This window comes from Bradyrhizobium sp. USDA 3650 (assembly GCF_054057395.1).
Genome location: NZ_JBSRZG010000001.1, coordinates 2109707 through 2123907 on the forward strand (window position 1 = coordinate 2109707; position 14201 = coordinate 2123907).

Below are 14201 nucleotides of genomic sequence, written 5' to 3' on the forward strand. Positions count from 1 at the left end.
GTCTCTGCGTCCCGCGTAAGGTCTCGGTAGCTATTACAGCCACTTCTTCCACTTGAAGATCCAATAGGGAACGATCGCCGCGATCAACATCAAGACCAGCGCGTACGGATAGCCGTGCGCCCATTCGAGTTCCGGCATCGCTTTGAAATTCATGCCGTAGATCGAGGCGATCAGCGTCGGCGGCATCAGGACAACCGCCATGACCGAAAACAGCTTGATGATGTTGTTCTGCTCGAGATTGACGACGCCGAGCATGGCGTCGAGCACGAAGGTGATCTTGCTGGAGAGGTAGGAGGCGTGGTCGGTCAGCGAGACGACGTCTCGCTGCATGGTCTTGAGCTGCTCACGCATGTCCTTCGACCATTTCACGCCCTCCACCACCGCCGAGAGGAAGGCGACGACGCGGCCGATCGAGACCAGGCTCTCGCGAACCTTGGAGGTCAGGTCGCCCTTGCGGCCGATCGAGATCAGGATTTGCGAATATTGCTTGGCGTGACCGTGGCGCTCGCTCTCCGGCTCGAAGATGTCATGCGAGACCTGATCGATCTCGGCGCCGCAGCGCTCCAGGATGTCGGCGCAGCGGTCGATCACGGCATCGAGCAGTTCCATCAGCACCATCTCGCCGGTGATGGCCGGCGTGCAGGAACGGGCCAGCTTGGCCTCGACCAGCGCAAAGGGCTTGGGCTGGTCATAGCGCACCGTTACCAAGCGGTGGTCGCCGAGAATGAAGGTCACCGCCGTGGTCCGGGGCATATCGGTATCGGAGTGGCACATCAGCGTCGCGGTCATGTAGCGCGCGCCGTTCTCCATATAGAGGCGGCTGGAGATCTCGATCTCCTGCATGTCCTCCCGGGTCGGGATCGCGATCCCCGACAGCTTCTCGACGGCTTTGTCCTCGGCCGCAGTCGGGTTGACCAGGTCGATCCAGACCGCATGCTCCGGGACTGCCGCGAGATCCTCGACGATGGCCTTCTTGAGGGAGGACTCGGAGGGAACAAACACAGAAAACATGCACAACTCCAGGAGGGGCCTGCGACAGACTGACAGCCCTTAGCGCGATTCTGACAAGTTGATGATGACAAGCACATTAACGGGGCGTTTGCATTTGTGGCGACGCCGTGGCCCAACTGTGGCACAGAATCGACACATGCGCCCGTTTTGCCCAGAAACCGACTCTGGCCCGCAAAACTTGCGGCAGAAAAGCCACAGGTAAGGTCTTGCAGCGCGGGAGAAGCTTCGTAAGGCTGGAATTGTGGCAGATTTCAACGATAATAGGGCCAACGGAATCGTGGAATTGGGCTTGCTCAAGCCCTGCGAAAGCTTGCTGTTGTTGATTGGAACCAAATCATGTCGTCGCTGAAAGTTACGCTGGGTATTTTGGCCGCTGGCCTGATGCTGTCGGGCTGCATGCAGGCCACACATTACGAGGCGACCGACACCAAGGCGTTCAAGCCGAAAGACAAGGAACTCCTCGCCAAGGTCAGGTATGAGAAAACTGCGGTCGCAGAGCCGTTCCGCCGCGCTATCGTCGATTACCACCGCAAGGAATCGCCGGGCTCGATCGTGGTCGATTCCGACAACCATTACCTCTACTACGTCATGGATGGCGGCAAGGCGATCCGCTACGGCATCACCGTCGGTGAAGAAGCGATGGCTTGGTCGGGCATCGCCAAGGTGGGCAGCAAGACCGAGTGGCCGGCCTGGCACCCCACCCCCGGCGAAATTTCGCGCCTGGGCGTGCCCACCTTCGTCGCCCCCGGTCCGGACAATCCGATGGGCTCCCGCGCGATGTATCTCTACTCCGGCGGCAAGGACACATTGTTCCGCATTCACGGCACCAACCAGCCGGAATATATCGGTGCCTCGATCTCGTCGGGCTGCATCCGCCTGACCAACGAGGACGCGATCGATCTCTATGATCGCGTCAAGGTCGGCACCCTCGTTGTGGTGCTCGAGCCCAAGCACGGCGACTCGCCCTACAATTCACGGCTTGCGCTCGGCAGCAGCCAAACCGGCCAAGCGGGCAGCTACTGATCAGGTTCCTGATCTCAGACATTCAAAAGCGCCGGTTTCACCGGCGCTTTTTTGTTGCCGGCCTGTGTGGCTGGGTTTTGTTGCCGTCGGCCGCAGGCTTGTTCGCGGGCGCAGGAGATGTCTCCGCCGCCTCGTCGTCCATTCCTTGCTTGGCCTCGGGCTTCGCTTCAGGTTTGGCCGCGACCTCACGTGGCGGCGCCTCCTCGGGCCGTTCCGCCGGCAGCAGCGGGGCAACCTGCGGCAGGGGATCCCAGACGTTCCACTGACATATCCGGTAGTCGTTGCGCCGCTGCGCGAGGTCGAGATGGATATGGTCCTCGTGGTACCAGTCCGAGCCGGGGCCGAGCACGGTCGAAAAGCGCGAGCAGACCGAATGCAGCACGCGCTCGCGCACCTCGCGCGACATGGTGCGATCGGTCAGGCCGATCGACTGCCCGTTAGCGAGCTTGATGGCGCGGACATCGATCGCATTGGCCTTGCCGTGCTCGGACAGCATGGCGCCGACAACGCGGTTGCGGCCGCGGCACTCGAAGCTGTCGAAATTGTCGAGATCGCTGATGGTCGAGCCGAGGCTCGCGGCCAGCGGCACCACGTCCTTGCGCACCCAGTCGGCGATTGCGGACGCCATGGTGCAGCGGAGGATCGCCGCCGGCTTGACCGCCACCCTGCGCTTGTCCGGCAGCACGATGGCTTCGAGCCGCACCAGATCCTCACCGCCGCAGGCGCCGGGGCCGCGGATATCCGGGATCGAGGGCGCGATCGCAATCTCCTCGGTCAGCGCGAGGCGGCACGCCGAGGCCTGCTTCTCGGGCGGCGGCGCGGCCTCGGCGGGCTTGGCGGCGCCAGGTTTGTCCGCAGAAGGCTTGCCCTCGGTCTTCGCAGGAGCCTCGTCCGATGCCTTTGCTGAGGCCTTGGGCGCCTCCTCGGGGCGAGGCCTCGGGAGCGGGATCTTGCCAGAGATATTGCCGGAATGAACCGCCGCGCGCGACCGTGGTGCGGCAATACCAAAGATATCCAGCGGGGACCCATATTTGCGCGCCTCTGCCGGGTCTCCGAGCCCGAGCGCGACGGTAACCATTGCCGCGCCGATGGACATATAGCCGCGACAAGACCATTTGCGGCGAAAGGCGGGCAGGCTAAGACTCATGACAATTCTTTGGCCCAACGCTGAGAGCGACAATCCGCCCAGCGGCTTCTCGGAGGAACGACGGAATGCTTGGTTTGATGCAAGACTGGCCCCTGCTCTGCCACCGGATCATCGAACACGCCGCCAAGATTCATGGCAAGCAGGAGGTCGTGACGCGATCGGTCGAGGGACCGATCCATCGCACCACCTATGCCGATATCCACAAGCGGGCGCTCAAGGTTTCGCAGATGCTGGAGCGCGACGGCATCAAGCTCGGCGACCGTGTCGCAACGATCGCCTGGAACACCTGGCGCCATCTCGAGGTCTGGTACGGCATCATGGGGATCGGCGCCATCTGCCATACCGTCAATCCCCGCCTTTTCCCCGAGCAGATTGCCTGGATCATCAACCATGCGCAGGACCGCATCGTGATGACCGACATCACGTTCATTCCGGTCCTGGAGAAGATCGCCGACAAGCTGACGAGCGTGGAACGCTACGTCGTGCTCACCGATAAGGCGCACATGCCGCAGACGACGCTGAAGAACGTGGTCGCCTACGAGGACTGGATTGCGGAGGCCGACGGCAAGTTTAAATGGAAGGACTTTGACGAGAACACGGCGGCCGCGATGTGCTACACATCAGGCACCACCGGCGACCCCAAGGGCGTGCTGTATTCGCATCGCTCCAACGTGCTGCACGCGCTGATGGCCAACAATGTCGACGCGCTCGGCACCAGCGCCTCCGAGACCATGCTTCCCGTTGTGCCGCTCTTCCACGCCAACAGCTGGGGCATCGCCTTCTCCGCGCCCTCGCAGGGCACCAAGCTCGTCATGCCCGGCGCCAAGCTCGACGGCGCCTCGGTCTATGAGCTGCTCTCGACCGAGAGGGTGACGCATACCGCCGGCGTGCCCACGGTGTGGCTGATGCTGCTCCAGCACATGACCGCCAACAATCTGAAGCTGCCGGACCTGAAGATGGTGATCTGCGGCGGCTCGGCGATGCCGCGCTCGATGATCAAGGCCTTCCTCGACATGGGCTCGAACGTCCGCCACGCCTGGGGCATGACCGAGATGAGCCCAATCGGCAGCGTCGCGGCGCTGAAGCCGCCGTTCCAGAATGCGATCGGCGAGGCGCGGCTCGACGTGCTCCAGATGCAGGGCTACGCGCCGTTTGCCGTCGAGATGAAGATCACCGACGATGCCGGCAAGGAGCTGCCGTGGGACGGCACGACCTTCGGCCGCCTCAAGGTCGCCGGCCCGGCCGTCGCCAAGGCCTATTACCGGGTCGACACTGACATTCTCGACGAGGACGGCTTCTTCGACACCGGCGACGTCGCGACCATCGACGAAGCCGGCTATATGCGGATCACCGACCGCTCCAAGGACGTGATCAAGTCGGGCGGCGAGTGGATCTCCTCGATCGAGCTGGAAAACCTCGCCGTCGGTCATCCCGCCGTGGCGGAAGCCGCCGTGATCGGCGTGTTCCACCCCAAATGGGACGAGCGTCCGCTGCTGATCGTGCAGCTCAAGCAGGGCCAGCAGGCCAGCCGCGAGGACATCCTGAAGTTCATGGACGGCAAGATCGCCAAATGGTGGATGCCCGACGACGTTGCCTTCGTCGACGGCATACCCCACACCGCGACGGGCAAGATCCTGAAGACCGCGCTGCGCGATCGGTTCAAAGAATACCGCTTCCCGAACGCGGCGGCGTAGCCGGCCAAACCAAACACCGTCATTCCGGGCGATGCCAACGGCATCGAACCGGGATGACAGGCCGTAACATCCCGGGAACCCTTGAATTTGCCTCGGGGCCGTGGTCTCAACGGCCCATCGTCGTGCCCGATCGGCCGGCATCGCCCTCAAGACCCCGGCAGAGCTCACCCGATGGCCCGCAGGTTTTCCGCTCCCTATCAGTCGGAGCCCGTGTCCAGTCTCGCGAGTTGGGCGCGCAATCTGGCTGTGTTTGCGGTGGTGGCGGTGGTGGTCTCGATCATTATCGTCCGGTTCGGCTTCCTGGAGATGAAGCCGGCACTCGCGACATTCTTCGGCGGGCTCGGGATTGCGGCGCTCTCGATCCTGTTCGGGCTCGCCGGCTTTGCCGCGATCTGGCAGAACGGCTCGCGCGGCATGGCGCGCATCCTGCTTGCCTTCCTGATCGACGGCGCGATCCTCGCCTATCCCGCCTATCTCGGCCTGCAATACCGCAAGCTGCCGGCGATCCACGACATTACCACCGACCCAATCGACCCGCCGCGCTTCGACGCGCTGGCCCGCCTGCGCACCGGCGATGGTGCCAATACCGCGGTGTATGCCGGCCTCTATTCGGCCGAGCAGCAGCGTCAGTTCTACCCTGATATCGAGCCGATCGAGCTCGAGATTTCGGTCGACCGCGCCTATGCGATCGCGCTTCAGCTCGTCAACAAGCGCAAATGGCTTGTCATCGACGAGCGCGCGCCGCAGCCGCCGCGCCGCATCGGCCGCATCGAGGCGGTGGCGCGCTCGCCGATCATGGGGTTCCGCGAGGACATCGCGATCCGCGTCGTGCCCGACGGCGAGGATTCCCGCGTCGATATCCGCTCCGCCTCGCGCTATTTCGAGAGCGACCTCGGCAGCAACGCCGCGCGCGTGAAGAAATTCATCGACGATCTCAACACCGCCGCCGATGCCGACGCACTCAAGCCGGTGAAGAAGACGCCGGTGGCGCCGCCGAAGGCGCCGGCGAAAACTGTGAAGAAGTAACGGAACGCTAGGCGTTCGCCATCCGATAGGTCCCGCCAATCACGGGATCGCCATCCGTCGCCACCACGCCGCGGGCGACCAGATCTTCCAGATGCGCCAGCACGGAATAGCCTGCCGCGGTGGTGAGCCTCGGATCGATGCCGATATAGATCGCCCGGACCATGGTCGGGATGTCGGTCTCGCCCTTGGCAAGGCGGTGCAGGATGGAGGCCTCGCGCGCCTTGCGGTGGCGGATCAGGAAACGCACGAAGCGCGGACCGTCCGGAATTTCGGGGCCGTGGCCAGAGAAATACACGTCCTCCTTGCGCGCGGCGAGACGATCCAGCGATTCCATGTAGTCGATCATCGAGCCGTCGGGCGGCGCCACGATCGAGGTCGACCACCCCATCACGTGATCGCCGACGAAGTTGAATTTCCGCTCGGGCCAGGCAAACGCAAGGTGATTGGCGGTATGACCGGGTGTCGCCACGGCCTCGAGCCGCCAGCCGTCGCCTTCGACCACGTCGCCATGGGCGATCCTGATATCGGGCGCGAAGTCGCGGTCGGCGCCGGATTCCGGGTTGTGCTTCTCGCTCTCAAAACGCGGGCGCGAGGCGCGGTGCGGGCCTTCGGCGTAAACTGGCGCGCCTGTTACCCGCTTGATCCGCGCGGTGTTCGGCGAATGGTCGCGGTGGGTGTGGGTGACGAAGATATGGCTCACCGTCTCGCCGCTGACAGCATCGAGCAGCGCCGCCGCATGCGCCTCGTCGTCCGGACCGGGATCGATGATCGCGACATTGCCCCGGCCCACGATGTAGCTGACCGTGCCGGTGAAAGTGAACGGGCTCGGATTGTTACAGAGCACCCGCCGCACGCCGGGGCGGACTTCCTCGACGATGCCGGGCTTCAGCGGAAAGTCGCGGTTGAACGGGACGTCGTCATTGTCGGACATGGCTTGCTCATATCTTGCTGACTTCGTCATGCCCGGCCTTGTGCCGGGCATCCACGTTCTTCGCGTGGTCTAAGACGTGGATGGCCGGGACGTCTAGCGCGAAGACGCGCTTCGCGCTTCTGCCCGGCCATGACGCAATTCGAGAGTTCAGCCGCATCGCCCATTCGGGCGGTTTGCTCAGAAAAACGCCTGAATGCCCGTGATCGCGCGGCCCAGGATCAGGGCGTGGACGTCGTGGGTGCCTTCGTAGGTGTTGACGGTCTCGAGGTTATGGACGTGGCGCATCACGTGATACTCGATCGAGATGCCGTTGCCGCCATGCATGTCGCGCGCGACGCGGGCGATGTCGAGCGCCTTGCCGCAATTGTTGCGCTTCATGATCGAGATCATCTCGGGCGCGAACTTACCCTCGTCCATCAGGCGACCAACGCGCAGCGAGCCCTGAAGACCCAGCGCGATCTCGGTCTGCATGTCCGCGAGCTTCTTCTGCACGAGCTGGGTCGCAGCGAGCGGCTTGCCGAACTGCTTGCGGTCGAGCGTGTATTGGCGGGCGCGGTGCATGCAGTCCTCGGCCGCGCCGAGCACGCCCCAGGAGATGCCGTAGCGGGCGCGGTTGAGGCAGCCGAACGGGCCCTTCAGGCCGGAGACGTTGGGCAGCAGCGCGTCTTCCGGAACCACGACGCCGTCCATCACGACCTCGCCGGTGATGGAGGCGCGAAGCGACAGCTTGCCGCCGATCTTCGGTGCCGACAGGCCCTTCATGCCCTTCTCCAGCACGAAGCCGCGGATCTGGTTGTCGTGCGCGGCCGACTTGGCCCAGACCACGAACACGTCGGCGATCGGCGCGTTCGAGATCCACATCTTGCTGCCGGTCAGGCGATAGCCGTCCGACACCTTCTCGGCGCGGGTTTTCATGCCGGCCGGATCGGAGCCGGCGTCAGGCTCGGTCAGCCCGAAGCAGCCGACCCACTCGCCGCTGGCGAGCTTCGGCAGGTACTTCTTGCGCTGGTTCTCGTCGCCATAGGCGTAGATCGGATACATCACCAGCGAGGACTGCACCGAGTTCATCGAGCGATAGCCGGAATCGACCCGTTCGATCTCGCGCGCGACGAGACCATAGGCGACATAGCCGGCGTTGGCGCAGCCATATTCCTCCGGCAACGTGATGCCGATCAGCCCGAGCTCGCCCATCTCGTTAAAGATCTCGCGATCCGTCTTCTCTTCGAGATAGGCCTTGGCGACGCGCGGCAGCAGCTTGTCCTGGGCGTAGGCGCGCGCGGTGTCGCGCACCATGCGCTCGTCTTCGGTGAGCTGCTCGTCGAGCAGGAACGGATCGTCCCATTGGAAAGAAGCCGAAGCCGGCTTGTCCTTGGCCTGAGGGCGCGCGGTCATGAAACGTCCTTTCGTCTGGTTCCGTCAAAATTTGCCCGACAACGTAAAGCGCCGCGGCAACAAGTGCAATTGCGTTGCAGATGATCGGGTCTGCGTGAATCCCGGGGACCTGCGAGGCGCGCCTCGGGGGATGCGCTTCGCGCCCCTAGGGATGCGCTTCGCGCACCCTGAGATGACAGCGCTAGCTTTCGAGCAGCTCGTTGGCGACGATCTCGATGCCGAAGCCCGAAAGGCCCTTGTAGTCGTGCACCGAGGAGGTGAGATGCCGGATCGAGGTGACGCCGAGATCGCGCAGGATCTGTGCACCGACGCCGACTTCGCGCCACTGGCGGTTGCGGTCAGCCTCGGTCGCGCTCTCATCGGGCAGCGGCGCCACGGGGACACCGGCAGCACCGTCGCGCAGATAGACCAGAACGCCACGACCCGATGTCTTGAAATGCTCGAGCACCGCCGCCATGCGCTTGTGGCCGGTGAAGATGTCCTTGACGATGTTCGGCTTGTGGAAGCGTGTCAGGACGTTCTTGCCGTCGCCGACGCCATTGTAGACGAAGGCGACGTGGGCGATGGAATCGAACGGCGAGCGGTAGGCATAGCCCTGCAGCGGCCCGATCGGGCTCTCGGTGACGAAGGTCGAGACCCGCTCGATCAGCTTCTCGCGCACCTGGCGGTAGGCGATCATGTCGGCGATAGTGACGTGCTTGAGCTTGTGCTGGGCGGCGAAGCGGGCGACCTGCTCGCCCTTCATCACGCTGCCGTCGTCGTTCATCAACTCGCTGATGACGCCGACCGGCGGCAGGCCGGAGAGCTTGCACAGATCGACCGCGGCCTCGGTATGGCCGGAGCGCAGCAGCACGCCGCCGTCCTTGGCGATCAGCGGGAAGATGTGGCCGGGACGGGCGAAGTCGTTGGCGCCGGCGTTGGGATTGGACAGCGCGCGGCAGCACGAGGCGCGCTCCTCGGCCGAGATGCCGGTGCCGCCGTCGGGCTTATAATCGATCGAGACCGTGAATGCGGTGGTGTGCGCGGAATCGTTGTGGGCCACCATCGGATCGAGCCGCAGGCGGCGCGCGTCTTCGGTGGTGATCGGCGCGCAAACGATGCCGGAAGTGTGGCGGATGATGAATGCCATCTTCTCCGCGGTGCAGAACGAGGCGGCGACGATCAGATCGCCCTCACCCTCGCGGTCATCGTCGTCGGTGACGACCACGAGCTCACCCCGGGCAAAGGCCTGCAAGACTTCCTGGACGTTATCCGGCATTTCCCAATCTCTATCGGTTATGGCCCGGAGGCTTAGCCGGACTTGGGCCGGGGCGCTAGTGTCCCCGGCGCAACCACATATGCCGGACCGCAGCCCTGCCCGACGGGCGGCTTGCACCGGGGAGATCAGGCATATGGGCGCGGAAAAGCCCCGGTGAGAAGCCAGCCGGGCTCGGTCAGGGCAGCACTTCGCGGCGCTCGCCGAGCCGCTGATCGAGCTCGGCACGCTTGTCGGCCAACAGGCCGGCTTGGGCGGCCTCGATCACCGTGAACAACTCATGGGCGTCGCTGAGCCGGGTCACGGTGACATAGCTGGCGCCGGCCGCGTAGAGTTCGTCCACATCCGACAACAGATCGGCCGTGGCAACGATCATGGCGGTCGGGTTGAGGGTGCGGACGTGGCGGACCAGCTTCTCGTTGCTGGCACCCTTCAGAAGCGCATCCGGGACGCTGAGGATGATCATCTCGGACTTGCCGACGCCGGCATGGAGCAGCGTGTCGGCGCTGCTGATATCGCCATAGATCACGTGCAGGCCGCGCGAGAGCAGCGTCTGGTACACATTGGGGTTGAAGTCGATCACGGTGATCTGCTCGAGCAGCACCGGGGCCTGCCGTTCGATCTCGGCCAGCAGCGCGCTCGCCGCACGGAAAAAGCCGAGGATGACGATGCGGCGGGCCTCGCCATGACCCTCGTGCCCTTCCTCGCCTTGGCCATTGCCGTGGTCGAGATCGCGCAGGCCGATCCGCTTCAGGGGGCCGATCGCCCAGCGGGTGATCTCGTCGCTGCGGGTCATTACGAAGGTCGAGAGCACCGCCAGCACCACGAAGGCGAAAGAGGCCGCATTCGCAGTCTCCGCCGCGATGTGATGGTCGGCGACGCCGGTCTGGATCACCACCAGCGAGAACTCGGAGATCTGTGCGAGATTCAGGGCCGGCAACAGGCTGGCGCGCAGGCCCTGCTTCATCAGATAGAGCGGGGCGAAGGTGGTGACGAGGCGGCTCACCACCGTGAACGCCGCGATCATCAGGGCAAGCCCGATCACGGAGAGGCCGGGCACGGGAATGGTCATGCCGAGCGCGACGAAGAACAGCGTGATGAAGAAATCGCGCAGCGTGGTGACCTTGGCCGTGACGTCGAGCGCGTAGGGAAAGGTCGAGAGCGAGACGCCGGCGATCAGGGCGCCCATCTCGCGCGAGAGCGACAGCCGCTCGGCGGTCTCGGCGACCAGGAAGCACCAGGCGAGCGCGCCGAGCAGGATCAGCTCGGGGCGGCGGGCGATCTGGTGAAACAGGCGGGGCAGCACGTAGCGGCTCACCAGCAGTGCCGCGGCGACCAGCACCGCGACCCGGCCGATCGAGAGCAGGATGACGCTGATTTCCAGATTGGCGAGGCTCGGCTGCACCGCCAGAAACAGGATGGCGAAGATGTCCTGGAGCACCAGCACGCCGAGGGTGATGCGGCCCGGCAGCGTGTCGAGCTCGCGCTTCTCGTAGAGCACCTTGACGATGATGACGGTGCTCGACAGCGCGCAGGCGACGCAGAGATAAACCGCGTCGAACTGCCCGCCCCCGAGCGACAGGCCGATGCCGGCGAAGAACAGCACCCCGAGCAGGCAGCCGCCGAGGAGCTGGCCCCCCGCGGCGAACAGGATGACCTTGCCGGCCCGCACGATCTTCTTCAGGTCGATCTCCAGGCCGATCATGAACAGCATGAAGATCAGGCCGAGCTCGGAAATGACGCTGATCGATTCCTGCGACTTGACCCAGCCGGCGCCAAATGGACCAATGCAGAAGCCGGCGATAAGATAGGCCAGGATCAACGGTTGCCTGGAGAAGTGGGCAAGCAGGCCCAGCATCCAGGCAAACAGGATACAGAGAGTGATGTCGCGAATGAGCTCGTGCATGCCAGATTGGTCCGTTTTGCCGCACCCTAGTGATCGAGTGCGGCGCGGCAAGCGAGCAATTCGTCACATGCGGATGGGGCTCGCCATTGCAATGCTGCTATGCCCCCTCGCCTCCTCAGTACCGGCAGCCGCCCAATCCAAGGTCAACATCGAACAAAGTTTTGCCGATTCGCTCACCGCACTGCCGAAGGAAGAACTTGCCGTCTCCGGCGGGTTCTACGTGCCCGCCTATTCCAGCGTCGCGATGAGCCAGGGCAAGCTGCGCGTCGACTTCTCGGTGACCCTGAGCGTGCACAACGCCTCCGAGACGCAAGCACTGGTGGTCAAACGCATCGGCTATTTCGATACCGCGGGCAAGCAGGTCGAGAGCTATTTGAAGGCGCCCGTCGCGTTGAAGCCCCTCGCCACTATCTCGATCTTCATTCCGACCGACGACGTACGCGGCGGGACCGGAGCCAATTTCCTCGTCGATTGGGCCGCAACAAGCGAGATCGCCGAGCCTGCTGTCGAGGCCTTGATGGTTGGCGGCGTCGCCAATGCGCATTACGCTTTCATCAGCCAGGGCCGTCCGACCCGGACGGTCGGCAAGAAATAAGCAAGAAGCACGACTGACCGGCGCAAAGCCGGCAGCCTGACAAGAACAGAACGAGGAACGCTCCCATGACGTCCAGCTTCGATTTTGCGCCCCTGTTTCCCGCAGGGCTGCCGGCCCCCTCTGCGCGCTGGACGGGCCTCGCTAAATACAGTTTTGTCGGCGGCAACAACGACTCCGAGCAGGTGCCGCTCGATCATCTGATCGAAGCGGCTAACCTCGCTCTGCAACGCGAAGGCCGCTCGCTCGCCACTTACGGGCTGGCCCATGGTCCCCAGGGCTATCTGCCCTTGCGCGAATTCCTGGTGACGAAACTGAAGCGCGATGCCGGCGTCACCTGCACGGTCGACGATCTCCTGATCGTCTCCGGCTCGCTGCAGGCGCTCGACCTCGTCAACGCCACGCTGCTGACGCGCGGCGATACCGTGATCTTCGAGCAGGATAGCTATCAGGGCTCGCTGACCCGCCTGGCACGGCTCGGAGTCAACGTGGTTGGCATCCCTCTCGACAAGGACGGCATGCGCATGGACGCGCTGGCCACGACGCTGGCCGACCTCAAGGGCCGCGGCATCCGGCCGAAATACATCTACACCATTCCCACCGTGCAGAACCCGACCGGCAGCATCATGCCGGAGGGCCGCCGCACCGAGCTGTTGCGGCTGTCGGCAGATTACGGCGTGCCTGTATTCGAGGACGATTGCTATGCCGATCTGGTCTGGTCAGGACAGCGGCCGCCGGCGATCCATGCGATGAGCCCGAACGGCGGCGTGATCCATATCGGCTCGTTCTCGAAGTCGATCGCGCCCGCGCTGCGCGTCGGCTTCATCGTGGCGCCCTGGGATGTGATGTCGCGGATGCTGGCGCTGAAGACGGACGCCGGCTCCGGCGCGCTAGAGCAGATGGTGCTCGCTGCCTATTGCAAGCCGCATTTCTCGACCCACGTGCCGGCGCTGACGAAGGCGCTACGCACCAAGCTCGACACGCTGATGGAGGCCGTCAACGAGCAGTTCGGGACGGCCGCCGAGTTCGAGGAGCCGAAGGGCGGCATCTTCCTGTGGGTGAAGCTGCCCGATCAGGTGGATACGCTGAAGCTGTATCAGGCCGCGCTTGCCGCCGGCGTATCGATCAATCCGGGGCCGGAATGGTCGACCGACAAGACCCATGCCAGATCGCGACTGAGGCTGTGCTTTGCGAGCCCCTCGCATCAGCAGATCCGCGAGGGCGTCGCCGTGCTGGCCGAGATCTGCCGCAAGGAGTTCGGCGTGCCGGCCCGCAGTGGCAATGTGGAGAAACGAGCCTGAGCCTTCAGACGATCTGGGGCTGGCTGCCGTGGATCGCGGAGGCCAGCCGCAGCAACAGGACGATCGAGACGTTGCCCTTGCCGGCCTCGATCTGGGCGATGTAGCGCTCGGAAATCCCGGAGCGGCGGGCGAGCTCCCGCCGCGACAGGACGCAGCGCATGCGTGAGGACTTCAAGCGGTCGCCCAGCTCGGCCAGAAACGCGGTCTCGGAATAAGGCGGCACGGCACAGCTCCCCGGCAGCACCTCGCCTGCGAAATCCCTGACTTGATTCAGCATCGGTCTATCCAATTTCGCCTTCGGGAACGCCATCCTACCGGGGAAACCGGCTGCCTCATTGACGCGGATCAAATTCGCGCGCGAATGGCCGTCAGCGTGGACGATCGCGCGCAGGATGTTACACTTCGGAATTCTTCGGAGGTGGGGCTGTTCAGGACATGACGCGTTGTTTGAGCCGCTGGATCGCGGCAGCAGTGCTGTGGGTTACGTTCGCGCCCGCGGCCGGTGCCGAGTCGCTTGCGGCGACCGTCGAGCAATGGGGCCTGCTCGGCTCATGGGCGGTCGATTGCGCGGCCCGGCCCGACCGCGACAAGGGCGCGCTGTTGACCTACGAGATCCGGAAGGACGGAAGGGTGATGTACCGGCGCAATTTCGGCGAGGCCAAGGACGAAAACGAAGTGGTATCGGCGATGGTCAACGCCGACGGCCTGCTCAATGTGATGGTGTACTTCCCCTTGCTGCAGCAGACGCGCGAGTTTGGCCTGCTCCTTTCGAAGCAAGGCAGCTTGCGCGCAATCTACAATCGCAGCGAGCGGGGCGAGTACACGATCAGGGACGGCAAATACGTCGCGACCGGCGCGCCAACACCTGCACAACAGCGCTGCGATTAACCGACCTGAACAGGCGTTCAGAATTCTCCTGCGAT

The 14201-nt window shown here is 64.2% G+C and carries 13 protein-coding genes; 6 read left to right on the plus strand and 7 right to left on the minus strand.

Annotated elements, in window-relative coordinates; translation table 11 throughout:
• Positions 1–33: 33 nt before the first annotated feature.
• Positions 34–1011 (minus strand): magnesium transporter CorA family protein, encoded by a 978-nt coding sequence (locus ACVIN2_RS09995; protein ID WP_275171750.1) that lies wholly within the window; start codon positions 1009–1011, stop codon positions 34–36.
• A 336-nt stretch (positions 1012–1347) separates the two neighbouring features.
• Here ACVIN2_RS09995 and ACVIN2_RS10000 point away from each other — a divergent pair, with 336 nt between their 5' ends.
• A complete protein-coding gene (locus ACVIN2_RS10000; protein WP_456765485.1) occupies positions 1348–2034 on the plus strand; it encodes a L,D-transpeptidase in 687 nt (228 codons plus the stop codon).
• 37 nt (positions 2035–2071) lie between these two features.
• On the opposite strand, the gene ACVIN2_RS10005 is transcribed toward ACVIN2_RS10000, so the two are convergent.
• A complete protein-coding gene (locus tag ACVIN2_RS10005) occupies positions 2072–3181 on the minus strand; it encodes an extensin family protein (protein ID WP_456765486.1) in 1110 nt (369 codons plus the stop codon).
• A 65-nt stretch (positions 3182–3246) separates the two neighbouring features.
• Here ACVIN2_RS10005 and ACVIN2_RS10010 point away from each other — a divergent pair, with 65 nt between their 5' ends.
• On the plus strand, positions 3247–4875 hold the full coding sequence (locus ACVIN2_RS10010) for a fatty-acid--CoA ligase (protein ID WP_456765487.1): 1629 nt from the start codon (positions 3247–3249) through the stop codon (positions 4873–4875).
• 171 nt (positions 4876–5046) lie between these two features.
• On the plus strand, positions 5047–5901 hold the full coding sequence (locus ACVIN2_RS10015; RefSeq protein WP_007594716.1) for a DUF1499 domain-containing protein: 855 nt from the start codon (positions 5047–5049) through the stop codon (positions 5899–5901).
• A gap of 7 nt (positions 5902–5908) precedes the next feature.
• Here the strand turns inward: ACVIN2_RS10015 and ACVIN2_RS10020 are convergent, their stop codons facing one another.
• From ACVIN2_RS10020 to ACVIN2_RS10035, 4 genes are all read right to left on the minus strand, one after another.
• Positions 5909–6832, minus strand: coding sequence for an MBL fold metallo-hydrolase (locus ACVIN2_RS10020; RefSeq protein ID WP_456765488.1), 924 nt, complete (start codon positions 6830–6832; stop codon positions 5909–5911).
• A 177-nt stretch (positions 6833–7009) separates the two neighbouring features.
• The gene (locus tag ACVIN2_RS10025) at positions 7010–8224 is read right to left on the minus strand and encodes an acyl-CoA dehydrogenase (RefSeq protein WP_007594720.1); all 1215 of its coding nucleotides are present in this window, start codon (positions 8222–8224) and stop codon (positions 7010–7012) included.
• A gap of 181 nt (positions 8225–8405) precedes the next feature.
• Positions 8406–9482: a 3,4-dihydroxy-2-butanone-4-phosphate synthase gene (gene ribB / locus ACVIN2_RS10030; RefSeq protein WP_027568700.1), complete on the minus strand. Its 1077-nt coding sequence runs from the start codon at positions 9480–9482 to the stop codon at positions 8406–8408.
• A gap of 175 nt (positions 9483–9657) precedes the next feature.
• Complete coding sequence (locus ACVIN2_RS10035) at positions 9658–11385, minus strand: cation:proton antiporter domain-containing protein (protein WP_456765489.1); 1728 nt, start codon at positions 11383–11385, stop codon at positions 9658–9660.
• Positions 11386–11452: 67 nt separating this feature from the next.
• Here ACVIN2_RS10035 and ACVIN2_RS10040 point away from each other — a divergent pair, with 67 nt between their 5' ends.
• Together ACVIN2_RS10040 and ACVIN2_RS10045 are read left to right on the plus strand one after the other, a co-directional pair.
• Positions 11453–11980, plus strand: coding sequence for a DUF3124 domain-containing protein (locus ACVIN2_RS10040; protein ID WP_456765490.1), 528 nt, complete (start codon positions 11453–11455; stop codon positions 11978–11980).
• Positions 11981–12045: 65 nt separating this feature from the next.
• Positions 12046–13278, plus strand: a complete 1233-nt coding sequence (locus ACVIN2_RS10045; protein ID WP_456765491.1) for an aminotransferase-like domain-containing protein — start codon at positions 12046–12048, stop codon at positions 13276–13278.
• Between the two features lie 4 nt (positions 13279–13282).
• On the opposite strand, the gene ACVIN2_RS10050 is transcribed toward ACVIN2_RS10045, so the two are convergent.
• A complete protein-coding gene (locus ACVIN2_RS10050; RefSeq protein ID WP_219678604.1) occupies positions 13283–13555 on the minus strand; it encodes a helix-turn-helix domain-containing protein in 273 nt (90 codons plus the stop codon).
• A 158-nt stretch (positions 13556–13713) separates the two neighbouring features.
• Between ACVIN2_RS10050 and ACVIN2_RS10055 the strand changes: the two genes are divergently transcribed.
• The gene (locus ACVIN2_RS10055; RefSeq protein WP_456765492.1) at positions 13714–14166 is read left to right on the plus strand and encodes a hypothetical protein; all 453 of its coding nucleotides are present in this window, start codon (positions 13714–13716) and stop codon (positions 14164–14166) included.
• The last annotated feature ends 35 nt before the right edge of the window (positions 14167–14201 follow it).